Here is a 25,473-nt window from a genome sequence, read left to right as displayed (position 1 = left end):
AATCTCAGCCAACTTCATAAACTCTTTGATTGTACGCGGGGCTCCATAAATATGGATGTGCCGCGTTCAAAGCTTGAGGGGCCGTCTTTTCCGTATGGGTGTCCGGGCCAATCGTGCCCGGGTCGGTCTGTCTGGCCCACAGCAGTATCATGATAAGCCCGGCGATCAGGATAATGATTGTCAGAAGAACCCAGCGTTTTTCCATGATTTTTGCTCCTTGCGGCAATCAGTCACGCTTTTTGGCTGCCCGTTTGGATCATAAATCAGAGCTGGACCCAAGGTTTCCGCTACACACAAGGAAATAACTCACTGACACCAGAACGGGACGTCCTTCGAAAAAATCTTCCATCGCTTGGGAAGTTTTTTCAGGATCTTTTTCCGCTCCCGATGCGCCATGTGAACGATCGCATTTCCTGCTTCGGTGAGGTCAGGCCTTTCTTTTATCGCCTGCCTGACCAGAGCCTCTGCCGTTGCTGCATCGTTGAAACGACCAAACAGGTCCTGCAAATCCTTGCAATGGCCCATATAGGTTTCAACGCGGCTCCCGTTATACAAAGGAAGAATGCTCTCAATACTATAGCGCAACCCCTTCAGAGATTTACGGACGTCATGCAACTGGCGGTCTGACAGGTGCCCGATGTGATGACCCCGATGCTGGACTTTACGCGCCATTCGATCGAGCAGAACAGGGGCATGGTCTTCCAAAAGCGCGTCAGCAGTCTCGGCTCCGAAAAGAGCTGCCGGGTCTTCCGTGCTGTGTCCAAGAGAAAGTAACGTAGACGTTATGCTCGGATCAGTCAGTTTCTGTCGCATCTCCGCCAGTGCAGACACTCGCTTTTCTTTGGCTAACTGAACGAATTCACTCGCAATATCCCCGCTCACATAAGCCGGTAGAATTTCGGTCTGAAAAACATCCCAGTCTCGAACATTGCCGAGAAACCGTCCAATCTGCTGAAAAACTGACATCTCATTCGCTAACGCACCTTTAGGGAACAGAGGGCGAAAAGCTTTCAGGATCGTTCGAAGCCGTCTGACGGCGACGCGCATCTCATGCACAGCATCGACGCTCCCGTGTTCAGCCGCAGGCTGCGCAGCAAGAAATACCGTCAGAAAAGCACGAACAGACTGGCTCCACCCTTTCCCAACCGTCATATCTCCCGCGAAAGGTAGCGCCGATTGAACTGTGACATCCTCATCATACTGTCCAAGCGCCAGCCGCACTCCCCTCATGGGAAGCGTCTCGCCCGTCAGCCATATGGGAAGATCATTTAAAGTGTGTGCAAACGCATACAGATCTCGCGCTTCACCGCTCAGGAGCGTCAAATCCAGTGCACAAACAGCTTCCGCCTGCTCTCCAGCCTGAACTGACCCGCGAGACAGAGTCACCTTGAGGCTGCTGGTACCAACCTCTGCCTCCCCCTGTAACTGCCAAAAATCTGTGCGGTATATTGGCAGAATTATGCCTGAAAAATCGAGTTTTGCAGCTTCAGTCCCTTCGAGCAGCTTGATATCTGGACGTAATCCTCTCCGGGACCAGACCCATTGTTCAGGACGCGTCATGTTGAGTAACCCGGCCCAGGAAACAGGCTCAAGCACCTGAACTGACGCACGGCCTTCTCGCGCGGTGGAGAGTGCCCAATCGTGGCGAGACAATATGCCGGATGCGGTATCGTAAAATGTCCGGATCCGATGCCTCGGTCGCACGCTTTTCAAAGCGGGTGCTATGCCTGTGTGGTGACGAACGAGAGGCCATGCTTCTGGTAGAAAGCGAAATGTCAGACGTTGCGGCAAAAGGCTTCGGATCATTATTCTTTCTCCTCCAGCATGGCGACACATGAAGCGTAAGCCTTCATGTCCTACCGTTGCCAGAGGATAAAAGGCGCTTCGAGCGGAACACTCATGATCTCCGCGGCTGGAATGATCCGCAGTGTACACTCTGCCGCGGGGGCAGGAAGCTCAGTCTCAAGAGTATAGGCAATCCAGCCATCCGGAAGATGTTCTCCCTGTGTCAGGGACTTGATGCGCGGGTGCCCATCCTGAGCGTCGGCGTAGAGTTCAACACGCAGCAATGTAGGATCGAGAGTTCCGGGATGAATGAAGGCATGCGCTTTCTGATCCCCCCCGTTCTCAGGAATGATAACCTCTCCGATCCTTAGGCCACTCCAGTCAGCAGAGAGGGCGTTTTGCCTGTCGAGAACCGTTCCAGCACTCACCCCATGGTCAGACAGGCGACGCCTGTAGCGCTGCGCACCCGTCAGATAAAACTGTTCAGTATAATCGCGAACTGTACGGTTTGCGGAAAACTGAGGCGTCAGACGCGCCATGCTTTCGCGCATCTTCGCGACCCACGCCCTAGGTATTCCGCCAGCATCGCGTTCGTAGAACTCAGGAAGAACGTGCTCTTCCAAGAGCCTGTAAAGTTCCTGTGCATCAGAATGGTCGTAGGCCGGATCTCCCGCGTGCTCTAAGCCGTCCCCTAACGCCCAGCCGACTTCTGGCGCGTAGGCTTCGGCCCACCATCCATCGAGTTCTGACAGGTTAAGCCCGCCATTTACCAGGACCTTCATTCCGCTGGTCCCGCTGGCCTCCCAGGGACGCCGCGGTGTGTTCAGCCACAGATCCACCCCCTGAACCATTTTCTGGGCCAGAGCCATGTCGTAATCCGCGAGGAATACCACTTTTCCCACGACATCCTGACGCTGGCAGAACTGGACCCAGCGTGTGATCATGGCCTGCCCTTCCAGATCCTGCGGATGGGCCTTGCCGGATAGAACGATCTGGACCGGCCTATGAGCGTCCCGCAACAGCCGGACAAGTCGCTCCTCATCGTACAACAAGAGGTCTGGACGCTTGTAGGTGGCAAACCGGCGCGCAAATCCGATTGTCAGCGCCTCCGGGTTCAACGACGGCGCAGGCAGGCACCATAACCCTTCTTCGCCAACGATGCATTGCCTTGCGGAAAGCTCCTGCCCCAGTACGTGAACAAACTCCGCCCGGGAGTTGCACCTGCTGCGCCAAAGAGTGTCGTCATCAAGATGACGAACGGCATCGCCTAGCCCTTCGAGATCTCCTTCCCACCTGCTTCTTCCCCCCACCTGGGTCCAGAGTTCGTCAGCAGATGCTGAATCCCACGTCGGGGTGTGCACGCCGTTCGTCACATGAGAGATCGGGACTTCATTTTGCGGCCAACGCGGGAAAAGTGGCGTGAACAAGGACCGGCTCACAGCTCCATGCAACTGGCTCACGCCATTAACGGCCCCGCTGCACCGAACGGCGAGATAAGCCATGTTGAAAAATTCATCTTTATTCGCCGGATCAAGACGCCCTAGCGCGAGAAAGTCCTGAATTGGCATGCCCAGACGGTCTTCAGCATAGAACGTGAGATGGCTCTCAATCAGCTTAGGCGGAAAACGATCAAACCCAGCTGGCACGGCAGTATGTGTCGTGAAGACCGTTCCCGCGCGGGCAATGACCTGCGCCTGCGCGAAAGGAATACCTTCTTCTTCGGAAAGACACCGAGCTCGTTCCAGAGCTGCAAACGCGGCATGTCCCTCATTCAGGTGGCAAATATCCGGCCGGTGCCCTAGAGCATGAAGCAGCCTCCACCCCCCGATCCCGAGAACCATCTCCTGCCTCAGCCGCAGTTCTGCATCTCCGCCGTAGAGTTGGGTCGTGATGCAGCGAACAGCGGGCGGATTGGAGGGATCGTTCGTATCCAGAAGGTACAGTGTCGTCCGACCTACGACGGCTTTCCAGGCGCGAAGCCAGATCTCTCCGGTTGCCGTTTGGACAGAGAGCCGGAACCAGTCCCCATCCGGCGTGAGGACGGGCTGTATCGGAAGCTGGTCAGGGTCATTGAATGGGTAGAGCGCCCGTTGTTCACCTGCCGGAGTAATAACCTGGCGAAAATAACCCTGCGCATAGAGAAGCCCGACCGCAACAACAGGAACACCCAGATCACTCGCGGCTTTCAGCTGGTCTGCAGCAACATTCCCGAGCCCGCCAGAATAGATGGGAAGTGCCTCGCTCAGCATATACTCCATGCTGAAATAGGCGACTTCAGACAGTTCCGCGTCCGCATATTTCTCCGCAAACCAGGTGGAACGCTCCAACTCATATTTCCGGCGCTCCATACTGGCCTTCAATAGATTGCGGACATCCGGGTTCTGTAGAGCTTCCCACAGTTGTGCTTTAGGTGTTCGGGTCAGGGTTATCCAGGGATTACACGTTCGGGACCAAAGATCCGGATTGATCGTCTGCCACAGCAGATCCGCCTCGTGATTCCATGTCCAATGCAGATCAAGTGCCAGCATGCGCAGTGCGGCTTCTGCTGCGCGCGGCTTACGGGGGGAAGTGTCAACCATAGACCTGGAAACTCCCATGACTGTTCTCACTCGCTCTCCAACATGGTGAACATGTTCAGAGAGACGGACAGAATGCGTTCATTAAGGCAGCAACTGGACCTCTAACGCGTCAGAACCGAGGAAGTATCAGGGCTTTGGAGCTCCAGACATTCTTCGTGACATCACATTTTCAAATGGAAGAGTAACTGAACACCTGAAAACCTCTGAGCCATTCGTCCGTTGCGGTTACCAGCGCTGTCCTTCAAGCCCTGCTTCACATTGATGAGGTGCATCATGCTCCGGCAACTTTTGCTATTCTCAGTGATAGGCTCGTGCCTGACCCTGCCTGCATGGGGTGCTCCTTTGTCTGAAGGCCTGTCTGTCGCGCCCGGGTTTCATTTGGACGTTATATCGGCACAGGTCCGTGGAGCACGTGAAATCGCCCTTGGAGACAGAGGAACTGTTTTCCTTGGCTCCATGGGGCCCGGAAAGGTCTATGCAGTCTCTGGAGTGGGTGATGCAGGCAGTCCCGTTCAAATCAGGACACTTGCCAGCGGCCTCGAAACCCCTTCAGGCGTGGCATACCATGATGGAGATCTCTACATCGCGGAACCCGAACGCATTCTGGTTCTACGAAATATCGAGAACTACCTAGACAATCCGCCCGAACCGGAAGTCATTACGGATCACCTGCCTTTTAAAGACGGCGACCATTTCTGGAAGTTTATCGCTTTCGGGCCGGATGGCAGGCTGTATGTGACCATTGGCGCACCTTGCAACGTTTGCGACGTGGGGCACGATCTCGGAAAAATCATCAGCATGAATCCCGACGGCACGGACAGGCAGGACGTTGCTTACGGCATTCGCAATTCAGTTGGTCTCGCATGGCGGCGAACAGGAAAAGACCTGTGGTTTACGGATAATGGCCGGGACATGATGGGCGATGACGTCCCTTCTGACGAACTAAACACCCTTACCCAGCCCCGGCAGTCTTTCGGCTATCCATATTGCCATCAGGGAGACGTCCCGGACCCTCATTACGGAAAAGGCCACTCGTGCGGTGAGTTTACTCCGCCTGCCCTGAAGCTTGGAGCCCATGTCGCCGCATTGGGGCTGCGATTTTACGATGGCTCAGCCGCAGCGCGCTCTTTGACAGGTGCATTGCTGATTGCGGAGCATGGATCATGGAACAGAAGTGTTCCATCAGGGTATCAGGTCGTCTCCGTCAAATTTGATAAAGAGGGCCATCCGCAACAGCCAAAGAAGTTAATCTGGGGCTTTCATCGCGATGGGCGGACCTTTGGCCGCCCAGTGGATGTTCAGCCGATGCCCGACGGCAGTATCCTCGTTAGCGACGATTTTTCCGGGTCGCTCTACAGGTTGACCTATACTCCTGTCGTACAGAAATAACTGTCATAAAGTTGGAAGAGCCCGGACAGGTGACGAGACACGCGGAACCGTCTGAACGGAGGCTATCCGCAGCCAGAAGCGGGTGACGACAGCCCCGAGTAGAATCATGAGAAAATAACGCATATCGTTCCCCTTTTCAGAGGTTATTGTGAAGCATAAACTTGGCGAATATGCGCATGAACTATGGCAAACGTGCTTCAGAGCGTAACAGTTTTCATCCTGAATAAGGAAAAAAGAAAATGTCTTTCGGTATTATTATTTTAGTAGCCCTTGCAGCGGTACTTTTTATTCTCGGCCCCATCCTTGTGGCCGTGGGCGCCGCAGCTTGGATTAACGATCGCTTTCTGAACCGAAAATAATTTCAGACGTTATTCTGTTGTCTGGAACCGAAAGGGCCTGCACCCTCCACGTCCTGTAAAAAGACAGGACGTTCCAGCTCTGCGGGAGAATATCAAGCTTCCCTGCCGCTTCTGCATTCAAGCCCATCGCTAGCAGAACAAGCCCCCGCACAACATCAGCATCCACACCCAGGATCACAGACTTTTCCGCGTCACGGATATTCGACAGCCACTCTGCAAGACGGACATACATCTCCTTATGGCTTTCACCGGAAGGCGGCGAAAAATCGGGGTCTGTCATCCACTCTGACAGACTTCCAGGCGATAAGGCTTTAAGGCTCTGCCCGCACCAGTCACCGTAATCACGGCCGCGAAGCCGTTCGTCCACGGTGACAGCGCACTTGGAATACGCCTCAATCCACTCAACATCTGCCGCACGCCCTATCAGGATGGGTAGAGATTTTGGCCAGAACGCAGGTTCCATACTCGTCACATCACGCAGTTCGTCTTTCGGTGGAAAAATGCTTCGCTTCGAAGACGGGAGCGATGGAAGGGCAAAGCAGAACAGCTTCATTTTGCGATCTCTGACCAATCATGGAGCGCGCGTTCCAAGCGGTCCCAACTCGCGCTATCCCGCGGCAAACCAAACCTCAGCTCCGTTGGCCGCTCAGGGAACGCACGGGTCACGATCCCGCGTTCACAGAGGAAGGTCCACAGCGAAGCAGCCTCATTCAAACTCACCAGGCAGAACAGAAGGGTGTTTCCTTTAACGACGAGACCCGATCCCTTCAGTAGGTTTACAAGGCGCTTGGCATCCCGCTCCAATCGACCTTTGGTGCTGTTCAACCACTCCTGATCCGACAGTGCTTGCCGTCCCGCGGACAGAGCCAGAGCGCTTACCGCCCAGTCCCCCATCATGGACCGAAGTCGATCCGCTGTTCCGTCAGAGGCGATTAAAAAACCAAGGCGGACACCGGGTAACCCGTAGGTTTTCCCAAAAGAGCGCAAAACCAAGAGTCCTGCCCGAGGAAAAGACGAGGCAGCACTTTCATGATCGAAATCCGCATACGCCTCATCGACGACTAACCAGCCACCGGATGTCGCGCAACGATCCGAGAGTTCTAAAAGTATCTCGACAGGCAGGCGTCGTCCGTCTGGATTATTCGGATTACAGACGACATATACAGTCCCCGCTCGTCCTGCAGCAGCCCTGAATGCCTGAAGATCCGTCACGATCGACACGCCCACTCCCGCATTTCTCCACGCCTGTTCGTGGCCGGAGTAAGTGGGACCAAAAATAACGACTTTTTCCGCTTTCAGAGCCAAGGGCAGCAACGCAATCAGCAGCTGTGTGCCTGGCCCCGCAACAATCATGCCTGCATTCGGTACGCCGTAGGCTGTCGTAGCGGCCGCTAAAAGCGCTTCCTCGTCCGCTGCTTCTGGCAGCCTAGTGAGAACCGCGACATCCAAGGGGGCAAGAGGGTATTCGTACGGGCTGATACCCGTGGAGAGATCGATGAAGGGCTTTGGAGCGTGGGGAAACCGCTTCATAACCTGCCGCACCTGGCCACCATGGATCGGCATGTTTTCCAGCACCGTAGGCATCATGCTAGATCACGGCATCTGGATGAAACACGCAGGCCCATGACTTTCTCTCCCCTGTCCCACACATTCTCTGTCGCCTGTCTGGCCTGTGCGATTGAAGCCGCTTTCGGTTACCCGAACTGGCTTTTTCGCAAAATTGGCCATCCAGTCATGTGGATTGGTGCCCTTATCGCGCGACTGGATCGTTCACTCAACCGCTCACACGATAGCGCTTTCCGGCAACGTCTAGGCGGTATTGTAAGTTTGGCCATTCTTTTCGGTCTTCCCACTCTGATTATCTACACGGCCATTCAGGCCCTGGACCTTCTCTTTCCTCCTCTCGTTGCCTGGGGGATCGAAGGCGCTGTGGGCAGCACTCTGATTGCCCAGCGCTCCCTGTGGGAGCATGTCAGGGCAGTTCACACGGGCTTGCAGGAAAGCGGTGTGGCAGCGGGCAGGAAAGCCGTGTCCATGATTGTTGGCCGCGATCCGGAACAGCTGGATGAAGCTGGCGTCATACGGGCCGCCATTGAAAGTCTGGCCGAGAATTTTTCAGATGGAATTGTTGCGCCGCTTTTCTGGACTGCCCTCTTTGGCTTGCCGGGCACAACGGCTTACAAGTCTATTAACACAGCAGACAGCATGATCGGCCACCTTACCCCCCGTCATAAAGCCTTCGGATGGGCCTCTGCGAAGCTGGATGATCTGGTCAATCTCCCAGGCTCCCGCCTCTCCGCTCTCTGGATCTTTCTGGCGGCTTTCACGATCCCCGGTGCCAATTCAACGAATGCATTTCGTGCCGTTCGGCGTGATGCGCGCAATCATCGCTCCCCCAACGCCGGATGGCCAGAAGCTGCTATGGCAGGAGCCTTAGGACTAAAATTAGCTGGCCCCAGAGTTTATGACGGTATTCTGGTCAATGATTCATGGATGGGCGACGGACGCGCCACCGCGACTGCTAATGATCTTTGGCGTGCGCTTCAACTCTACCGTCGGGCGTGCATTTTTCAGGGCGTGGCTCTGGCCGTTCTTTCTGGTCTATTCTGCATTTGAAGGATCAGACAGGTCGGGCCAATGCAAGTAGCGCATCCAGGTCAATACAGGCTTCAAGATGATCCGCCCAGGCATCCAGCGCAGCCTCAACCCGCTCATCATGGTCCTGAAGGTCAGACCCGGCGCGCCCTACACGTGAAAGAAGAGCTTTCCGCGCGTTTCCACCAGACAGAACCCCGTGTAGATAGGTTCCCCAAATACGACCGTCAGGCGAAACGGCACCTTCAGGCTCACCGTCTATCGTTGCAAATGGCCTCTGAGTAGCCGGACCAGTCGTTCGCCCGACATGAATTTCATAGCCCGTGAGCGGGACGCCCTCCGGCACCAGTAATCCCCTTACCTCGGTCAAACGCTTGTCACTCGTCAGGACTGTCTGCACGTCTAGTACGCTCAAGCCCTCAACGAGACCCGGGGGGCCTTCGATCCCTTCATTATCCTCAATAGATTTTCCAAGCATCTGATATCCGCCGCAGATGCCAAGAACACGACCGCCACGCCGGGTATGCGCCTTCAGGTCTATGTCCCATCCCTGTTTCTTGAAAAATGCCAGATCAGAAATAGTCGCCTTCGAGCCTGGTATGATTACAAGGTCACAAACTGGAAGTGGCCGACCAGGTGCCACGATCTCCAGAGTGACGCCCGGATCAGATCGCAAAGGGTCTAAATCATCGAAATTGGCGATCGTGGGTAGCTGCGGCACGACAACCCGTAAGCCGTCGCCTACTGGCGTTTCGTTCACAAGATCAGATGCGTCTTCAGCGGGCAGGTCACCAACATGCGCACAGTGTGTGACAAGACCAAGCTTTTCCCACCCCGTCTGGCGTAAAATAATGTTCATGCCGTCGGTAAAAAGCGAGGCGTCTCCACGCATTTTGTTTACGATAAATCCCTTGATCCGCCCTGCGTCCTGCTCTGACAGTACCATTTTGGTTCCGACAAGGCTGGCAATCACTCCCCCCCGGTCGATATCACCAATGAGCACGACGTCCACATCGGCGGCTTCGGCAAAACCCATATTGGCAATGTCATTTTCCCGCAGATTGACCTCTGAAGCCGATCCGGCCCCTTCAATCAAAACGATATCAGCTTCTGCCGCCAAAGTGCGAAACGCGGACAACACGTCTGGCATGAGAGTTGTTTTAACGTCCTGATAAGCACGGGCCCGCACGGTTCCTCGCACTTTCCCTCGAACGACAAGCTGGGATCCTGTTTCGCTCTGCGGCTTCAACAGCACAGGATTCATGTCCACGGTGGGAGGAACCCCGCAGGCACGAGCCTGAAGAGCCTGGGCGCGCCCAATTTCGCCCCCGTCTCTGGTCACGGCAGCGTTGTTTGACATGTTCTGAGGCTTGAACGGACGCACTGTGAGGCCACGTCGTGTCAGGGCTCGGGCAATCCCTGCAACAAGCACAGATTTCCCAACGCTGGAGCCCGTTCCCTGAAACATGAGAGCCCTGGGGCCCTTCCGCTGCGTCATCAGAATTCGAACCCGGCCTGAGCTTTCACGCCTGCACTGAAATGATGTTTTACCAGTGTCATTTCCGTCACCAGATCCGCAGCGTCCACAAGGGCTGGTTTAGCATTGCGCCCGGTTATGACGACATGCTGCATGACAGGACGCGCTTTCAGGTCCTCCAGAACCTGCTCCAAGGGCAGATAGTCGTATCGCAGGGCGATATTCAGTTCATCGAGAACCACAAGAGCGACATCGTCGCGTTTCAGGGCAGCTTGCGCCACCTCCCACGCCCGGGCGCAGGCAGCAATATCCTTTGAGCGATCCTGCGTTTCCCAGGTGAACCCCTCGCCCATCGTGTGCCACTCTACCAGATCGTCAAAGCGTTCCAACGCAGCACGCTCTCCAGTCACCCAGGCGCCCTTGATAAACTGCACGACAACAACCCGCTTTCCATGGCCCAGCGCACGCAGCGCGAGGCCAAAGGCTGCGGTAGACTTACCTTTCCCCGGGCCTGTGTGAACCGCCAGAACGCCTTTTTCGACAGTCTTTGACGCGACTTCTTTGTCCTGCACGTCTTTGCGTTTCTGCATTTTCTCCCGGTGCCGGGCCGCATCATCCGTGGTGTTCATGCTCACTTCCTGTCTCTACGTGCCATCACGTGAAAAAATGATCCGGACACCAGCCCACGACAACCTCCAGCCATCCCAAGATCATTGCCGTAGCCATCTCTCAAGGTTGCGAGAGGCTCGTCCGTTCCGGCCTGGATCACGCGGGCATAATGAAATTCATGTCCCCGAAAGATACTGCCTTTTGACCCCAGCGCGCAGTCTGTTGCCAGTATCGCCTCACGATATCCCAGATTCATTTTACGCTTTGCAAAGCTGGTTCCGTGCCCCAGAAGGCCCACCATCTTATGCGTCACACCGTTTGCATCTTCCAGAAACTCTCCCAGCGCCATGAAGCCTCCGCATTCTCCATGAACTGGTCGTGTCTCCGAGAACTTCACCAGACGGGATTGAAAGTGACGGGATGCCGCCAGTTGTTCAGCATGTAATTCTGGATATCCCCCCGGAAGCCAGCAGACATCACAGTCTTCATCTGGCCCTTGATCTGCCAGCGGAGAAAACGGAACAAGCTCGGCTCCTGCATTCTTCCAACTCTGCGCCACATGCCCATAAAGGAACGAAAACGCGGCATCATCGGCAACCGCAATCCTTTGCCCCGGAGGGCTTATGGCAACACAGCCATGATCCTCAATAGTGAGAGGTGCTGCCGCGGCCATGATGGCATCGAGGTCAAGCGAACTTTCCGTCCTCTCCCGCAGGCTAGCAAGAAGGTCTTTCAGTGTGTCCTGTTCCCGTGCCTGCACAAGGCCAAGATGTCGCTCCGGAAGTTTCAGAGTGGTGTCCCGCATGTATGCACCCAAAACAGGGATACCTGCGGCCAGAATGGCCTCGCGAGCCATAGCCAGATGTCGTGGGGACGCAACCTGGTTGAGGATGACACCAGCAACATGCAGAGCGGGATCGAGCGTGGCGAAACCGTGAGCAATGGCCGCGGCAGACTGACCCTGCCCTGATACATCCAGCACAAGAATAACTGGAATACCGAAACGAGCCGCAATATCGGACGGTGCACCGCGCGCGTCAGCAGGCCCCAGCAAGCCGTCGAACAGCCCCATAGCAGATTCAACGACCAAAAGATCCGCACCTTCGGCCGCACGCGCCAGCATGCTCTCGAGAAGCTCAGGCGTCATCACCCAGCTATCGAGGTTCAAGCTGGAACGCCCGGTTGCAACCTCATGAAACGCTGGATCAATATAATCCGGGCCTGTCTTGGCGGCCTGAATTTCGATATTTCTGGCCCTCAGAGCTGACAGAATACCAAGCGTGGCGGTCGTTTTACCCCCCCCTGAGCGAGGCGCAGCAATCATGATCGCACGGGTCATATCAGCGATCCTTTCTGATGGCATGTCTCGCTTTCAGCATGAAATATCGTATCCTGTCTTCGATGACTGCCCAAGGCTCCCCTCTGCGATATGGCTGGACGACTGGAAGCTGCGCAACCGCAGCGGCCAAAGCTGCATGGATAGCGCTCCAGACTGGAGCGTTTCCTGATCCCGTGTCCATCGAGCTGCCTGGCGGCAAACAGGCGGCATTTGCACTGGCTGCTCATGGGATGAACAAAACGGGCGCCTGGGCAGCGGTCGTCAAGGATGCCGGAGACGACCCCGATGTTACGCATGGCGCCCTTATCCGGGCAGATGTGCGCCAATTGCCGGAGGGGCAAGATATTATTTTTCGCGCAGGCGATGGTGTTGGAACAATTACGCGCCCGGGTCTTCCCCTTCTGCCGGGGGAACCGGCCATTAACCCCGTCCCCCGCCAGATGATCCGTCTCGCACTTCAGGGTGCCTCCGCTGAGGTCACAATCAGTGTTGAAAATGGCGTTACGCTGGCCAGAAAAACCCTGAATAGTCGGCTGGGCATTGTCGGCGGGTTGTCCATTCTGGGTACAACGGGAATTGTCGTGCCCTTCTCCTGTTCGGCCTGGATTGACAGCATTCATCGTGGGATCGACGTCGCGCGCGCTCTGAACCTGCCACATCTGGCCGCGACCACAGGAGATGTTTCCGAACGCGCTGTTCAGGCGTTCTACAGATTGCCTGAAACAGCCCTGATCGAAATGGGTGACTTTGCAGGTGGCGTCCTGAAATATATTCGTCGACACCCGGTCCCTCGCCTTACAATCGGCGGAGGCATCGCCAAGATGACCAAGTTGGCTCAGGGCCGGATGGATCTGCATTCCAAGCGAGGGGCCGCAGATATGCCGGCTCTGGCGGCCCTGGCAACGCAGGCAGGCGCGAGCGCGGAATTGGCCGATGCTATTGTAGTTTCCCCCACGGTCGCAGAAGCATTTCTTCTTGCTTCCGGGCAGAATATTCCGCTGGGTAATCACATCGCCCGGGCTGCGTACCAGTTCGCCAGCAGCGTTCTGGAAGACAACAGTATCGCTTTGGACGTTATGGTTTTTAACCGACAAGGCAACTGCGTAGGACGCAGTCATCTGGCTGATGATCCAGACCTGAACCGGCGCTGATAATCCGGGTCATAGAGCGCACTCTCCCGAAATTCATCAACCGCCAGCGCGGGACCAACCAAAACCAGAGCGGTGCGCTCCACTGGGTTAGCTGCCGCTTTTTCAAGAAGTGTCCCAAGCGTGCCGCGAATGGTCATCTGGTCCGGCCAGCTTGCACGTGCCACCACCGCCACAGGGCATTCTGCTCCGTAATGTGGCAGCAACTCAGTGACGATGCGGTCCAGCGCATGCACTGCCAGGTGAATGGCCAGTGTAGCGCCGGTAGCAGCATAGGCTGAGAGCGTTTCACGCGCTGGCATGGAAGACGCTCGGCCACTGACGCGGGTCAGCACGACGGTCTGCGCAACTTCAGGGACAGTGAGTTCCCGGCCCAAGACAGATGCTGCTGCCGCAAATGCAGGCACTCCCGGCGTCATTGTCCAGGGAATACCGAGCCTATCCAGGCGGCGCGTCTGTTCGGCAACCGCGCTGTAGATAGACAGATCCCCAGAATGAAGACGCGCGACGTCCTGCCCTTCAGCGTGTGCCCGGATGTATTCCTGCTCGATCTGGTCCAGCGATAACGGCGCCGTGTTCACCTTTCGGGCATCTGGCGGGCAGTGCTCCAGCATTTCCGCCGGGACGATAGACCCCGCATATAGACAGACTTTACATGAGGCCAGAAGATCGCGGCCTCGCAGCGTCAGAAGATCAGCGGCGCCCGGTCCTGCACCAATAAAATGAACCGTCATCCGTTCTCTTTCCTCATGTCTCAACTGACTGCGCAAGAGCACAGGTCACGTCTTTTCCACTCTGCCGCATAACGATCAAACGGCTTTTTGGTCCGGCACCAGCCAGCGCGCAAGCCTCCGCCACCGAGCTGAATCCTGTCTTTTCAAAAGCAATTGCGGAATGGGTCTCGCACTCTACCTGACGCTCCGTCAGGCTTTCAGTATCAATCCACACAAGCTCAACATTCAAACGTTTTGCCAGCTCTGGAATAGCTGGCTCCGCTTTTCTGAACTCTGGAGCAGCAAGCCGATCGAACCTGCGGCCAGACGTCACCCGCATGATGAGGTCCAGCAGGGATTGTTCGTCCACTTTTGGTCGACAGCCGATACCCGCGACGATCATAACCTGTCCTCAGAAATCACTGTCGCATATTGCGTCACGCGCATGGCGGGCCGGAAAGCATGCAGCCCACCGACAGCATCAAGCCGCTCAACGCCGATCCGCGTTAGCGTCCCGCCATAGCGCGTATATTGAGCGGATAGAACCGCTTCCCCTTCCAGAGTTACGGCATTGGCGACAAGACGTCCGCCAACGGGAAGTGCGGCTCTCGCCTGCGTGAAAATATCCACCTGTGCCAGCCCTCCGCCTATGAAAACGACGTCTGGTCTTTCAAGTTCAGGCAAAGCATCAGGCGCAGTGCCTTCCACAATCTTTAGTCCTGGCACACCTAAATTCAGGGCATTTCTCGCTATTCTCGCCGCCCGTAGTGGATTTTTCTCAATGACGATGGCCCGATTGGCGGGATGATGAAGCATCCACTCAACAGCCACAGACCCGGCCCCTCCACCAATGTCCCAGAGGAGTTCTCCGGGATGCGGGGCTAATGTTGAAAGCGTAACCGCACGAATTTCGCGCTTGGTAATCTGCCCGTCATGCTCAAACAGATCGTCCTCTAAACCACTGGAAAGGGGGATCATCTTCGCCCCTGGATCCGCCTCGATTTCAATTCCCATAAGGTTTAGAGGATCGACATCTTCGAGCCCGTCCGAAGCCACGATTACACGCGACTGCTCATTGAGGCCGCCTACCCGTTCCATGACATGAATGCGAGAGGGTCCAAAGCCTCGCCCAGTCAAAAACTGACTGACTTTTCTCGGCGTGCTACCGTCTTCTGACAAAACAATCAGCCGCATAGTCCGATGAAGGTGCGGAACCAATGTCTCAATTGGTCGCCCACAGAGCGATACGACACGCACGTCCTGTTCAGCCCATCCAAGGCGCCCGCAGGCCCAGGATATTGAAGACGGCGCGGGCACACAGAGCATTTCCTCTGGCGGAATATGACGTGCCAACGTGCTTCCCACACCAAAGCAGAACGGATCTCCGGATGCGAGGACGGTGACGGGCTGTCCGCGCCGTTCAAGAACACGGCGCACTCCAGATGAAAACGGTGAACCCCAAGGTTCAGCTTGCCCGGAGATCAAACTCGCAGCCAGTTCAAGATGCCTTTCACCGCCAATCACAAACTCGGCCTGACGAACGATCTGACGGGCGAGAGACGAAAGCCCCTCGACACCATCCTCACCAATTCCGATAACGCTCAGCCATGGGGTCTTCATTGGCCTGCTCCGGCAAAGGAACCAAATCCATGCGCGTTCTGATCCTTGGCGGCACGACACAGGCCAACCAACTGGCGCAGCACCTCGCGGAAAGAAAGGATTTCGAGCCAGTCTTTTCTCTTGCTGGCGTAACGAAAAATCCAGTTCTTCCCGGAATCCCTGTGCGCATTGGCGGATTTGGCGGCATTTCGGGGTTGGAAACGTTCCTGGCCACAGAGAACATTGATGCGGTGGTGGACGCGACCCATCCGTTCGCCGCACAAATGAGCCGCCACGCCGTGACGGCCTGTGTGCGAATGGGCCTTCCTCTGCTGCGGATAGACCGCCCTAGCTGGGAAGCCCAACCTGACGACCAATGGACGTTCGTTCCCAGTATTGATGCCGCCGTAGAAGCGCTGGGGACCGCCGCACAGACAGTCTTTCTGACGACGGGCCGCAAGGACCTGCTGCCGTTCCAGAAGGCTCCGCATCATCACTACATTCTGCGCAGTATAGACCAGCCTGATCCCTTGTCCCTGCCGTCTAACGTCACGCTTCTGCTCGCCCGCCCTCCATTCACGGTGGACAGCGAAATCGCGCTCATGAGAGATCATGCGGTGCAGGTTCTCGTCACCAAGAATGCTGGAGCTGACGCGACGGCTGCCAAGCTGATTGCCGCCAGAGCATTGAAATTGCCCGTTATCATGATTGACCGCCCGACGCTTCCGCCAGCGGAGAGTGTCACGACGGTCGAAGACGCGCTGGACTGGTTGGAGCGCCATGATCACGCGGGCACAGACCGGGACGTGTAAAGCCATGCCTGTCCATCCGGCCGCTCGATGCGATGTGTCAGAGTGGTCCCGATCAGGACAAGTGTACTCATATCCACCAGTTCGGGATCAGCATGGTCTAGATCCGTCAGATGCAGCCGTTCATCGGCCCTTCCAATAGCCCTTGCGAAGGCAACAGGCACAGTTCCAGACAATTCCTGACGCAGCACTTCGAAAGCCTCGCCCAACTGCCGGGGACGTGCCTTTGAACGGGGGTTGTAGAGCGCAATAACGAAGCCCGCCTGCGCTGCCAACGTCAGACGTCGGCAGACTGTCTCCCAGGGCTTGAGATTATCTGACAGGGACATGACGCAGAAATCTCCCCCGAGGGGCGCGCCAATACGGGCTGCGGCAGCCAGAACGGCGGAAACACCGGGAATGACCGTGACATTCATATCACTCCATCGATCCGGTTCGTGATCGATGGCTTCAAACAGGGCGCTTGCCATGCCAAACACGCCCGCATCCCCGCCTGACACGATCGCCACACAACGCCCCTGCTCCGCAAGCTCAAGAGCATGGCGAGCGCGATCCAGTTCGACACGATTATCCGATGGATGGCGAGTGATATGCGCTGGCAGATCCACACGATCCACGTATGGACCATATCCTATGACGTCTGTTGCCTGAGCAAGTGCCTCTTCAGCCTCAGGGGTTCTCTGGCTGGGCTTTCCCGGCCCGAGACCAATGACGAAGATCTGGCTCACCGGACACCCCGGCGCCCTGGCAACAACGCCAGAGAGAAATAAGGAGCCGCACCGTTCATGTCATTCAACGGTAGAACACGAGCCTCTTCTTGCGTCCCCCGCTCCACATAGACAGCGTCCTGCAATCGCCCCGCGCGTTCCAGTGCTGTGCGAAGCTTCGGAAGATTGCGTCCCAGTTTCATCACAACGGCCGCATCAGCCTGCTTCAGCCACTGAGCCAGATCATCTTCCGGCATAGTGGCAGGCAGGACGCACAAGACATCATCACCATGCGTCATAGGGAGTGCCGCCTGCGTCCAGCATCCACTCATTCCTGTGATTCCGGGAATGACTTCGCAAGGCCCGACAGATTCAAGCCGATCAAACACATACATGGCGGACCCATACAAAAACGGGTCCCCCTCACAAAGAAGAGCAACGCTCCGGCCAGCCTCTATTTCGACCGCAATCTGCTTCGCACATTCATCGTAAAACGACGACATATCAGGATGGTAGGACGGATCATTAACGAGGCGCTCCGTCGTAAAGGGATACGCAAAACGCAGCTCTTTCGTGCCCGGCTTAATGTGCGAGTCAGCGATCTTGCGCGCATGACCCATTTTGTCATGACGGCAGAAATAGGCGATGACGGGAGCTGTTGAAATGACCCGCGCTGCCTTGAGCGTCATAAGTTCCGGATCACCCGGCCCTACGCCGACGACGTAAACTGTTGCAGCTGTCATTCTGCCTCGCTGGCAAGGGCGTTCAGGGCAGCGGCAGCCATGGCGCTTCCGCCCAGCCGTCCTCGTACGATGACATGCGCAAGGTCAGAGCGAGCCGCCAGTGCGTCCTTGGATTCTGCGGCCCCCACAAAGCCAACGGGCATACCGATAATTGCCGCGGGGCGCGGGCCACCTGCATCAATGAGCTCAAGAAGATGAAAAAGCGCTGTCGGGGCATTCCCGATCGCTACAACAGCTCCTTCAATCTGATCGCCCCAAAGATCAAGAGCTGCGGCAGAGCGCGTATTACCAATTTGTCTGGCCAGGTCTGGCGTCCGTTCATCGCGCAACGTGCAGATAACTGCATTATTGGCTGGCAACCGGGCGCGCGTAACACCATGGGCGACCATCTCGGAATCACATAGGATTGGCTTACCCGCCTGCAACGCTGCACGCGCTTTGCTAACAAGATCAGACGTCATGGCGACTGATCTTGCGACCTCCACCATTCCGCATGCATGGATAATGCGCACTGCAATTTTGGACTGCTCGGGCGTAAAGCCCGACAGATCGGCCTCTGCGCGGATCGTTGCGAAAGACCGGGCATAAATGGCCGCGCCATCCCGAATATAGTCGTAGGAAGAGGGTCCGGCGCTCAAACCTGTGTCTCCTTCAATTCATGACGCAACAAGGCCCGTATCTGCGGAATATCCCTGTCGTGCCATGATGGCGTGTCTGTTGTGCGCCCATTGCGCACAACCTCATAATGCCCGTCATCAGCAACAAGCGTCATATCTGCCGCACGGGGATGCGCACACCCCTTTATGCAGCCTGAAACATGCAGCACACAGCCGGGCGGCACATCAGATGCCAGAGCCAAGGCTGTCTCGACAACATCTGCGGTGGCTTTCGCACATCCGGCACGGCCAATACAGGCTTCCACTCTCAACAATGGATCTACCGAACTGGTGATGAAGCCGGGCCATGTTCCGTCCTGCTGCGGCAGGAGAACACTACGACAAGGTGTAACCCGCAGCCGTGATGTCCCGGCGAGTTCGGCAAGAACCTCCAAGTCTTTGGCATGGCATCGACCAAATGGCAGGCCAACACCCATGACCTTCCCCGGCAGGGGCCCTATGAGAGACACCGGACGAGTACCCTGCCGTTTGCACGGAATGCCCTCTAGCCCGGCCTTCGCGAGGACGAATGCTGCTATATCGGTGTCTCGCGATGGTCGGCCAAGGTCAGAATTTTCTGCACAAACCCGGGACATCACCACGGCTGCTCTGACAGCCCGAGCGTTATCCAGCACTCCGGTTTCCATAGCGCCACAGACAACTGACCATCCATCCGGGCGGGACTGAAGGGCAATATCAGCTGATAACGTTCCTTCTGGAACATACCCGCCACCATCAACGGCCCAACCGAACTTGCCGCTCAGCGCCGACAATGCGTTTTCTTCAAGAAGCGCCGTCTGAAGCGACTGGGCGACGTCCAATGTTTCCGGATTACATGCAGGATCCCAACCAGCAAGGGGTGAAACCAGAATGGCCCTTCGTCGCTCTTTTGCTGGATCAGGATCTACAAGCCCTTCTGCCAGTGCGCTTTCTAACGCGAGTTTTGCACTCGTCGAAGAAAATCCTCGCAACTGCACGTTGCCACGATTGGTCAGTTCAACAACGCCGTTTCCGAAACGTCTTGCCAGCTCTGCAATAGCCAGCACTTGTGGCCCCTCAAAACCACCGAGCGGGGAACGGATACGGACCAGATATCCGTCTCGTGCTTCCATCGGCGCGAACATATCCGGACACCAGCCGCGAACAAGGGGGGGAACTGTCATTCGCTCCCACTCTCCAACATCGCAGAGACACTATTCAGGCGCGGGTGCCAAAGGCCTCGACGGATCATATCCTGGAACCGCGTGCGCATTGCCTGACGTGCCTGAGTGTTAGCGCTTTTCAGGAAAGCATCACAGGTGTCATCGCCAAGCGTTGCGGCAAAGACTAGGTCAAACTGTTGGTCAAACCGAACAGAAAGGGTCGAGGCAAAAGCGCAGAGCGCGTCCAGTCCCCGTGCAATTTCGGCACCTCCCCGATAGTCATGCCGCTGCATCCCTGCCAGCCAACGGGGATTGGCCAGACGCCCTCGAACGATGCGCTTCACTTCGTTTTCAACTCTCCGAAGACGGGGCGCGTCCGCACAGGACGTATCGCCATGCCAAAGGACGGGATCGGCCCCAAGCAGAGCGGCAGCCGCTGCAAGCCCACCCTCATGAGCAGCAAAATCCGGACTTTCGAGGATATCCGTCTCTGCATGGTCCTGCACATGCAGGATTGCATCTGCCCGTGCCAGATTTTGGGCCAATGCTGCGCTGCTACGTGTCCCGTCACGGCCGCCGCCATACATCCAGTCGTTGTCGTCCAGATAAGACTGGCCGAGCTCAGACCGGTCTTCCCAGTTACTCCGCGTTAGAGCGTCTTCAATGCCTGTCCCGTACGTACCGGGCGCTGCACCAAAGATCCGCGCTCCAGCAATTTTTCGAGCCTCACCTTCCAGATTTCTCACACGGGCAGACAACGGGTTCCATTCCTCGCCTTCCTCCAAACAGGAAACAGCTTCAACCACCTGATCGAAAAGAGAAATCTGTGCTGGGAAGGCATCCCGGAACAATCCTGAAATTCGAAGTGTTACATCGACACGCGGACGATCGAGAACAGCCAGCGGTGTAATTTCAAATCCTGATACCCGACCGCTCGACGCATCCCACGTGGGGTCAACTCCCATCAGGATCAGAGCCAGTGCCAGATCCTCTCCTCCCGTGCGCAGGGTGGAAGAACCCCATAGATCTATAACGATGCTTTGAAGCGGCTCGCCCTCGTTCTGCAAATGACACAGCAGAATCTGCTTTGCCTGCGTCCGGGCAAGCTCTACCGCAGAAGACGTCGGAACAGCTCTCGGATCAAGCGTGAAAAGATTGCGGCCGGTCGGCAGAACATCCACTCGCCCACGTGTCGGAGCACCAGACGGCCCGGGTTGAATGAACCGTCCTTCCAGCCCGGCCAGAAGTGCCTTCATTTCCGCATCTGCGCTGGCTTCGATCAGAGTAGCAACCATTTGCTGGGGCATCTGTGCGACAGAAGACACCATTTCGGCCAGTTTCTCGGCATGTGGTGCTACTTGACCGAAAACATGCAGACCATCACGGATCTGAAGGTCCTTCACATCACACAGATAAGCATCCAGCCGCGCCAGAGCCTCTGCTTCGTCGCCTTCCCCCGCTTTGACACCACTTTCGCTTAGAAGTCCCATGCGCGTGGCTCGGTCCAGAATATCACGCTTCAGAATGGCGCCACGACGCCTGTCCAGACCATCCGCCTCTGCAAACTCATCGATCAGTTGTTCCAGCTCTGCCATGTCCGGATCAAGTCCGGCTTTCATAACAGGCGGTGTCATATGTCCGATGGTGACTGCGCCGAGACGACGTTTCGCCGAAGCTGCTTCTCCCGGATTGTTGACGATAAAGGGATAAAGAACCGGCAAAGCGCCGCGAAGAACGGCGGGAGCGCACTGATTGGAAAGCGCCACAGCTTTGCCAGGCAGCCATTCGAGTGTGCCATGCGTTCCAAGATGAACCATGGCATCTGTCTGGCAGACATGACGTAGCCAGAGGTGGAACGCAATATAGGCATGGCGTGGGGGTGTATCAGGGTCGTGGTACTGGGCTTTACGATCCTGCGCGCTGCCACGATCGGGCTGGACAGCGACTACAACATTACCAAGCGCCACGAATTTAAGACAGAATGAACCGTCCTGAACGGCGGGGTCTTCCGCAGAGGTGCCCCAACTCTGGGTCACAGCGTCCCGGAAGGGAGCGGGCAAGCGCGCAAAGAGTTCGTTATAATCGTTCAGAGACAAGCAGGGCTGCGGCAGGTCTTCACACAGAGCTCCCACCAACGCCCTATTGGTGGGAATTTTCGCAGCTTCACAGTCATACCCTGCCTGTTTCAAGGCCTGCAGGATGGATTCAAGGCTGGCAAAAGTATCTAACCCGACGGCATGTGCAGTCTGTCCATCCGCACCGGGATAATCAGAAAGGACAATCGCAAGACGCTTCTCGCGCGACGGTGTTTTCTTGAGCCTTGCCCATGCGAGAGCTTGCTCTGCAGCAGCGGCAATACCCGGTTGAAAGGGCTCATGCCTTGCCGCATCCCCCGGGACTGTTTCGGATTTGAAGGAGATCGGAGACGAAGAAATCCGCCCATCAAGTTCTGGCAAAACGACCTGCATCGCGAGGTCGGATTGCGATAAACCGCGCCCGCTCTCAGCCCAGGCCGAGACTGTCACACCAGGCTGCAAAACCTGAAGAGCAGGAACAGCAGCAATATCAAGAGGAGATGCCCCCTCTTTTCCGCGCGCAGAAAAGAAAGTCGCGTTCAGAATAATGTCTGGCTGAGTTTCAATCAGGCGGGTTTGAATCCACTCGGCAACATCCGGGTTCTTCAGCGATGCGACATATAGAACATCTATCGCGACCCCGGAATTTTCCAGTTCATCGGCAAGACCATCAATCGCTGCTGTATCTGCAGCCAGAAGGTGAGCGCGGTAGAAAACGATTGTGGCTCTTAAAGAAAAATCCGCTGTCGTCTGGCGATAAATTCCAGCTGGGGGGAGCGCCGCGGGTTGCCCTGAAACGTCATCTCCATATCCGGCAAGATGAGCCATGAGCAAAAGGGCACGACGTGCATTCTCAGGACCACCTTCCCTCAGAAACCCCGTAAGTCTGGAATGCTTTTCGGCTTCGACGCTCGACCACTCTTCAAGCCGTGCATCCTGACGGGCATCTCCGGGCAACAGAGCCAGTGGAATGCTGTTCCTGCTACAAAAATTCCGGAGTTCTTCCGCCCCATAGCGCCAGTAATCCACCCCACCAAGAAGCCGTGCGATGACGCATCGGGACGATGCTATGGTCTGCTCAATATATAAATCGACCGACATGGGGTGTCGGAGGCGAGCAAGATTGACCAGCCGCAGCGAAAAACCTGCGCCGTTCGGGGTCTGCTCATTCAGATTGGAGTACGCCCGCTCAAGCGCCAGAAGATCGCTATCCGAGAAGGACAGAAACACGACGTCAGCAGGCGCATGACCGAGATCCTCGGCCACGTCCTGATCGTCTATTCCGTGTCGTTCCCGGACAAGCAGATGCATCAGGTCAGTCCGCCAGCAATGCGGCTTCGATGGCTGCGCGATCCAGGCCTGTCTGGCCAATTACGACGAGGCGCCCGTCCCGGCCTGCATCTGCGAGAGGCACATCAAATTCATGACGGAAACGGGTCCCGACACCCTGCACGGCCAATCGCATTTTCTTGCCCTGCACGGCTGCAAAGCCTTTCATGCGGAGGATATCGAATTGCCCCGCAACCTCGCTCAGGCGTTTGAGTAATGCTTCAGCACTTTTCTGCTCTGGAAGGACCACGACGAAACTCTCGAAGTCATCATGTTCGTGGTCATCTGCGCCATCATGATTGGACGGGCGCGCTTGAAGGTCGTCTTCGGCACCGGCCCCAATTCCCAGCAGAACAGCGGGGTCCAGTCGTCCCTCTACTGCACGCAGCGTGATAACTTTCCGCGGCACAGCCTCCGTAATGCCCTTTTCAACCGCATTAATCCCGGCTTCGTCCAGAAGATCAGTCTTGTTCAGAACAATCAGATCCGCCGCATTCAACTGATCTTCATAGACTTCAGCCAACGGATTATCGTGATCCAGAGAAGGGTCAGCAGCCTGCTGTGCAGCAACAGCTTCCGGATCGTCCGCAAAGCGACCAGCGGCGACAGCGGGTGCATCCACCAGCGTAATCACACCATCAACGGTCATGCGGGTACGGATCCCGGGCCAGCTGAATGCCTTGAGAAGAGGCTTGGGCAGCGCAAGGCCAGATGTCTCGATCACGATGTGCTCTGGCGGATCAGGACGATCGATCAGAGCCTCCATGGTCGGAATGAAGTCGTCTGCAACCGTGCAGCAGAGGCATCCATTGGTGAGTTCGACAATATCCTCGTCAGCACATCCTTCGATCCCGCAGGACCGCAGGATTTCACCGTCGATCCCAAGTGAACCGAACTCGTTCACAACGATCGCGATACGGCGTCCATCAGCCTGTGCGAGAAGATTTCGCAGAAGGGTTGTTTTCCCTGCCCCCAGAAAACCCGTGATGATCGTAACCGGAATCTTGCGACCGGAGCCTGAAACAGTCTGGGACATCATGAAAGTTCCTGTGAAGCAGACAATGAAGATGGAAGACGGGCGATAACCATATCAGAAAGCGATGCAGGTCGCTTTGACGGCATCACTGTTCCGGTTTTCGATGCCCGGTAAAGCTGAAGGTAAGCCAGCAGGTCAGACAGCTTTTCCGGACCAAGTTCACCTAGAACAAAAGTCCATTTTTCCGGCATGGAAAGCGTGGCAATACAGCCTCGACTACAGGCTGCCATACATTCAACGGGCTGGACGCTGAAATCACATTCAGCAGCCTGGCCAAGCAAGGCATCGTAGAGCTGCCGCCCCTGAACAGGGTCATTCCCAACCGGGAGACCGCGACGACACGTCACACAGACGTGGAAAACTGGCGAAACGGATGATTGGCCCGCGTCAGGATAAGGCAGGGTATCTGCCATGGTTTCGTCTCTCTTGCAGCCACAACGGCATAACAAAAGGCGCGATGAAAGGCCTTCGCAATCGCGAAAGTGACACGCACATGATGGCGCGCCCTCACAGTCCGGGCACCCCGCCGGATCATGACACTTGGCTCAGATGGCAGGTCTCCTGACTCACGGCCGAGGCGCCATTAGCACCTCCTCTCCCACCGGGCCTTCCCAGATCGAAATCCAGTGGCTGCCTTTCCTGAAAGAAAGACTGGCAGGACAGAAAACCGTCCACAGTTGCGGGGGCAGTGCCGGGTTTGACCTACTTCTAAGGCCGCACCAGCTTCCCTTTTCATCCTCTTCTCAGAGGAACCATCAAACCCTCTCCTATCTCTGGGATGAAAGCGTGTCAAAGCCCGAGAAATGGGCTCATTTCATTTTCAAAGACAAACCCGCCGCCACAAACAGAACTTCTCCGGCGACTGCGGCGATCTTCTGATGAAGAAGACCCGCTTCATCGCGAAAACGACGAGCCAGGGCATTGTCCGGGACAATTCCGAGCCCTACCTCGTTACCCACAAGAACGGTCCGGCCTTTTCGTCGTTGAAGCGCCTCGAGAAGGTCTTTCGTCGCGGTGTGTATATTACGATCTTCCAGAATGAGATTTGTCAGCCACAAAGTCAGGCAATCAACCAGAACCGGCGCACCCTGCTCGACCTGTAAAACACCCGCGATATCAAACGGCTCTTCAACTGTACGCCAGCCTTTGTTCCCACGGGTGGTACGGTGCAAATCTATCCTGGCCTGCATTTCTTCATCAAAAGCCCGACCGGTCGCGAGATAAACCCAAGGGGCCGGAAGACCAGTGATGATTGCCTCAGCGATCCTGCTTTTTCCTGACCTGGCGCCCCCGAGGACCAGTGACACATCCGGTAGTCCTGTTTGCGTGATGGTCTGTGCCACAATGTCTCCTGCGCCTTCTTCTTGCATGGTCCCTGATAACA

Annotated in this window: 23 protein-coding genes and 1 riboswitch; of the genes, 4 read left to right on the top strand and 19 right to left on the bottom strand. The window is 56.3% G+C overall.

What is annotated here, in order from left to right:
• Positions 1–4 precede the first annotated feature (4 nt).
• The 3 genes from GCE01_RS10735 to glgP all read right to left on the bottom strand — a co-directional run bounded on the left by GCE01_RS10735 (position 5) and on the right by glgP (position 4,364).
• Entirely contained in the window at positions 5–205 is a 201-nt protein-coding gene (locus GCE01_RS10735) for a hypothetical protein (protein ID WP_099212848.1), read from the bottom strand.
• Between the two features lie 101 nt (positions 206–306).
• On the bottom strand, positions 307–1,806 hold the full coding sequence (locus tag GCE01_RS10730; protein ID WP_244591180.1) for a CYTH and CHAD domain-containing protein: 1,500 nt from the start codon (positions 1,804–1,806) through the stop codon (positions 307–309).
• A gap of 50 nt (positions 1,807–1,856) precedes the next feature.
• Positions 1,857–4,364, bottom strand: coding sequence for an alpha-glucan family phosphorylase (glgP, locus tag GCE01_RS10725; RefSeq protein WP_099212847.1), 2,508 nt, complete (start codon positions 4,362–4,364; stop codon positions 1,857–1,859).
• A 273-nt stretch (positions 4,365–4,637) separates the two neighbouring features.
• Between glgP and GCE01_RS10720 the strand changes: the two genes are divergently transcribed.
• On the top strand, positions 4,638–5,753 hold the full coding sequence (locus GCE01_RS10720) for a PQQ-dependent sugar dehydrogenase (protein ID WP_099212846.1): 1,116 nt from the start codon (positions 4,638–4,640) through the stop codon (positions 5,751–5,753).
• 330 nt (positions 5,754–6,083) lie between these two features.
• Here GCE01_RS10720 and GCE01_RS10715 read toward each other — a convergent pair whose 3' ends face one another.
• Together GCE01_RS10715 and cobD are read right to left on the bottom strand one after the other, a co-directional pair.
• Positions 6,084–6,665: a histidine phosphatase family protein gene (locus tag GCE01_RS10715; protein WP_099212845.1), complete on the bottom strand. Its 582-nt coding sequence runs from the start codon at positions 6,663–6,665 to the stop codon at positions 6,084–6,086.
• Positions 6,662–7,699 (bottom strand): threonine-phosphate decarboxylase CobD, encoded by a 1,038-nt coding sequence (cobD, locus tag GCE01_RS10710; protein WP_099212844.1) that lies wholly within the window; start codon positions 7,697–7,699, stop codon positions 6,662–6,664. The genes GCE01_RS10715 and cobD overlap by 4 nt, the downstream gene beginning before the upstream one ends.
• A gap of 36 nt (positions 7,700–7,735) precedes the next feature.
• On the opposite strand from cobD, the gene cbiB reads away from it, so the two are divergent.
• Positions 7,736–8,728, top strand: coding sequence for an adenosylcobinamide-phosphate synthase CbiB (gene cbiB / locus GCE01_RS10705; RefSeq protein WP_099212843.1), 993 nt, complete (start codon positions 7,736–7,738; stop codon positions 8,726–8,728).
• A gap of 4 nt (positions 8,729–8,732) precedes the next feature.
• On the opposite strand, the gene GCE01_RS10700 is transcribed toward cbiB, so the two are convergent.
• The 3 genes from GCE01_RS10700 to GCE01_RS10690 are packed head-to-tail and all read right to left on the bottom strand — an operon-like array spanning position 8,733 to position 12,132.
• Complete coding sequence (locus GCE01_RS10700; protein WP_099213041.1) at positions 8,733–10,175, bottom strand: cobyric acid synthase; 1,443 nt, start codon at positions 10,173–10,175, stop codon at positions 8,733–8,735.
• Between the two features lie 29 nt (positions 10,176–10,204).
• Positions 10,205–10,813: a cob(I)yrinic acid a,c-diamide adenosyltransferase gene (gene cobO, locus GCE01_RS10695; RefSeq protein WP_099212842.1), complete on the bottom strand. Its 609-nt coding sequence runs from the start codon at positions 10,811–10,813 to the stop codon at positions 10,205–10,207.
• A gap of 2 nt (positions 10,814–10,815) precedes the next feature.
• On the bottom strand, positions 10,816–12,132 hold the full coding sequence (locus GCE01_RS10690; protein WP_099212841.1) for a cobyrinate a,c-diamide synthase: 1,317 nt from the start codon (positions 12,130–12,132) through the stop codon (positions 10,816–10,818).
• 62 nt (positions 12,133–12,194) lie between these two features.
• Between GCE01_RS10690 and GCE01_RS10685 the strand changes: the two genes are divergently transcribed.
• Positions 12,195–13,283, top strand: a complete 1,089-nt coding sequence (locus GCE01_RS10685) for a cobalt-precorrin-5B (C(1))-methyltransferase (protein ID WP_167386162.1) — start codon at positions 12,195–12,197, stop codon at positions 13,281–13,283.
• Here the strand turns inward: GCE01_RS10685 and cobM are convergent.
• The 3 genes from cobM to cbiE are packed head-to-tail and all read right to left on the bottom strand — an operon-like array spanning position 13,247 to position 15,613.
• Positions 13,247–14,014, bottom strand: coding sequence for a precorrin-4 C(11)-methyltransferase (gene cobM, locus GCE01_RS10680; protein WP_099212839.1), 768 nt, complete (start codon positions 14,012–14,014; stop codon positions 13,247–13,249). The genes GCE01_RS10685 and cobM overlap by 37 nt on opposite strands.
• A 13-nt stretch (positions 14,015–14,027) precedes the next feature.
• Positions 14,028–14,396: a cobalamin biosynthesis protein gene (locus GCE01_RS10675; RefSeq protein WP_086634670.1), complete on the bottom strand. Its 369-nt coding sequence runs from the start codon at positions 14,394–14,396 to the stop codon at positions 14,028–14,030.
• Complete coding sequence (gene cbiE, locus GCE01_RS10670) at positions 14,393–15,613, bottom strand: precorrin-6y C5,15-methyltransferase (decarboxylating) subunit CbiE (protein ID WP_099212838.1); 1,221 nt, start codon at positions 15,611–15,613, stop codon at positions 14,393–14,395. Before cbiE ends, GCE01_RS10675 begins: the two co-directional genes overlap by 4 nt.
• 29 nt (positions 15,614–15,642) lie before the next feature.
• On the opposite strand from cbiE, the gene GCE01_RS10665 reads away from it, so the two are divergent.
• Positions 15,643–16,404, top strand: coding sequence for a cobalt-precorrin-6A reductase (locus GCE01_RS10665; protein WP_099212837.1), 762 nt, complete (start codon positions 15,643–15,645; stop codon positions 16,402–16,404).
• Here GCE01_RS10665 and cobJ read toward each other — a convergent pair.
• The 8 genes from cobJ to cobU all read right to left on the bottom strand — a co-directional run bounded on the left by cobJ (position 16,377) and on the right by cobU (position 25,459).
• On the bottom strand, positions 16,377–17,129 hold the full coding sequence (gene cobJ / locus GCE01_RS10660) for a precorrin-3B C(17)-methyltransferase (RefSeq protein ID WP_099212836.1): 753 nt from the start codon (positions 17,127–17,129) through the stop codon (positions 16,377–16,379). The two genes, GCE01_RS10665 and cobJ, sit on opposite strands and share 28 nt — an antisense overlap.
• Entirely contained in the window at positions 17,126–17,851 is a 726-nt protein-coding gene (locus GCE01_RS10655; RefSeq protein WP_099212835.1) for a precorrin-2 C(20)-methyltransferase, read from the bottom strand. The genes cobJ and GCE01_RS10655 overlap by 4 nt, the downstream gene beginning before the upstream one ends.
• Positions 17,848–18,489 (bottom strand): precorrin-8X methylmutase, encoded by a 642-nt coding sequence (locus tag GCE01_RS10650; protein ID WP_099212834.1) that lies wholly within the window; start codon positions 18,487–18,489, stop codon positions 17,848–17,850. Before GCE01_RS10650 ends, GCE01_RS10655 begins: the two co-directional genes overlap by 4 nt.
• The gene (gene cobG / locus GCE01_RS10645) at positions 18,486–19,670 is read right to left on the bottom strand and encodes a precorrin-3B synthase (protein WP_099212833.1); all 1,185 of its coding nucleotides are present in this window, start codon (positions 19,668–19,670) and stop codon (positions 18,486–18,488) included. Before cobG ends, GCE01_RS10650 begins: the two co-directional genes overlap by 4 nt.
• Entirely contained in the window at positions 19,667–23,035 is a 3,369-nt protein-coding gene (cobN, locus tag GCE01_RS10640; RefSeq protein WP_099212832.1) for a cobaltochelatase subunit CobN, read from the bottom strand. The genes cobG and cobN overlap by 4 nt, the downstream gene beginning before the upstream one ends.
• 4 nt (positions 23,036–23,039) lie before the next feature.
• Positions 23,040–24,092: a cobalamin biosynthesis protein CobW gene (cobW, locus tag GCE01_RS10635; protein ID WP_099212831.1), complete on the bottom strand. Its 1,053-nt coding sequence runs from the start codon at positions 24,090–24,092 to the stop codon at positions 23,040–23,042.
• The gene (locus GCE01_RS10630; protein ID WP_099212830.1) at positions 24,089–24,502 is read right to left on the bottom strand and encodes a DUF1636 family protein; all 414 of its coding nucleotides are present in this window, start codon (positions 24,500–24,502) and stop codon (positions 24,089–24,091) included. Before GCE01_RS10630 ends, cobW begins: the two co-directional genes overlap by 4 nt.
• 121 nt (positions 24,503–24,623) lie before the next feature.
• Positions 24,624–24,861, bottom strand: a riboswitch (cobalamin riboswitch).
• Between the two features lie 37 nt (positions 24,862–24,898).
• A complete protein-coding gene (gene cobU, locus GCE01_RS10625; RefSeq protein ID WP_099212829.1) occupies positions 24,899–25,459 on the bottom strand; it encodes a bifunctional adenosylcobinamide kinase/adenosylcobinamide-phosphate guanylyltransferase in 561 nt (186 codons plus the stop codon).
• Between the last annotated feature and the right edge of the window lie 14 nt (positions 25,460–25,473).

The organism is Gluconobacter cerinus (assembly GCF_002723935.1).
Lineage (GTDB): Bacteria > Pseudomonadota > Alphaproteobacteria > Acetobacterales > Acetobacteraceae > Gluconobacter > Gluconobacter cerinus.
This window is presented reverse-complemented; position numbering and strand designations above follow the sequence as displayed.

Excerpts from the sequence above, each read along its gene's own strand:
- GCE01_RS10735 (WP_099212848.1), bottom strand. The coding sequence starts at position 205 with ATGGAAAAACGCTGGGTTCTTCTGACAATCATTATCCTGATCGCCGGG.
- GCE01_RS10730 (WP_244591180.1), bottom strand. The coding sequence starts at position 1,806 with ATGATCCGAAGCCTTTTGCCGCAACGTCTGACATTTCGCTTTCTACCA.
- glgP (WP_099212847.1), bottom strand. The coding sequence starts at position 4,364 with ATGGTTGACACTTCCCCCCGTAAGCCGCGCGCAGCAGAAGCCGCACTG.
- GCE01_RS10720 (WP_099212846.1), top strand. The coding sequence starts at position 4,638 with ATGCTCCGGCAACTTTTGCTATTCTCAGTGATAGGCTCGTGCCTGACC.
- GCE01_RS10715 (WP_099212845.1), bottom strand. The coding sequence starts at position 6,665 with ATGAAGCTGTTCTGCTTTGCCCTTCCATCGCTCCCGTCTTCGAAGCGA.
- cobD (WP_099212844.1), bottom strand. The coding sequence starts at position 7,699 with ATGATGCCTACGGTGCTGGAAAACATGCCGATCCATGGTGGCCAGGTG.
- cbiB (WP_099212843.1), top strand. The coding sequence starts at position 7,736 with ATGACTTTCTCTCCCCTGTCCCACACATTCTCTGTCGCCTGTCTGGCC.
- GCE01_RS10700 (WP_099213041.1), bottom strand. The coding sequence starts at position 10,175 with ATGTTTCAGGGAACGGGCTCCAGCGTTGGGAAATCTGTGCTTGTTGCA.
- cobO (WP_099212842.1), bottom strand. The coding sequence starts at position 10,813 with ATGAACACCACGGATGATGCGGCCCGGCACCGGGAGAAAATGCAGAAA.
- GCE01_RS10690 (WP_099212841.1), bottom strand. The coding sequence starts at position 12,132 with ATGACCCGTGCGATCATGATTGCTGCGCCTCGCTCAGGGGGGGGTAAA.
- GCE01_RS10685 (WP_167386162.1), top strand. The coding sequence starts at position 12,195 with ATGACTGCCCAAGGCTCCCCTCTGCGATATGGCTGGACGACTGGAAGC.
- cobM (WP_099212839.1), bottom strand. The coding sequence starts at position 14,014 with ATGACGGTTCATTTTATTGGTGCAGGACCGGGCGCCGCTGATCTTCTG.
- GCE01_RS10675 (WP_086634670.1), bottom strand. The coding sequence starts at position 14,396 with ATGATCGTCGCGGGTATCGGCTGTCGACCAAAAGTGGACGAACAATCC.
- cbiE (WP_099212838.1), bottom strand. The coding sequence starts at position 15,613 with ATGAAGACCCCATGGCTGAGCGTTATCGGAATTGGTGAGGATGGTGTC.
- GCE01_RS10665 (WP_099212837.1), top strand. The coding sequence starts at position 15,643 with ATGCGCGTTCTGATCCTTGGCGGCACGACACAGGCCAACCAACTGGCG.
- GCE01_RS10655 (WP_099212835.1), bottom strand. The coding sequence starts at position 17,851 with ATGACAGCTGCAACAGTTTACGTCGTCGGCGTAGGGCCGGGTGATCCG.
- cobG (WP_099212833.1), bottom strand. The coding sequence starts at position 19,670 with ATGACAGTTCCCCCCCTTGTTCGCGGCTGGTGTCCGGATATGTTCGCG.
- cobN (WP_099212832.1), bottom strand. The coding sequence starts at position 23,035 with ATGCATCTGCTTGTCCGGGAACGACACGGAATAGACGATCAGGACGTG.
- cobW (WP_099212831.1), bottom strand. The coding sequence starts at position 24,092 with ATGATGTCCCAGACTGTTTCAGGCTCCGGTCGCAAGATTCCGGTTACG.
- GCE01_RS10630 (WP_099212830.1), bottom strand. The coding sequence starts at position 24,502 with ATGGCAGATACCCTGCCTTATCCTGACGCGGGCCAATCATCCGTTTCG.
- cobU (WP_099212829.1), bottom strand. The coding sequence starts at position 25,459 with ATGCAAGAAGAAGGCGCAGGAGACATTGTGGCACAGACCATCACGCAA.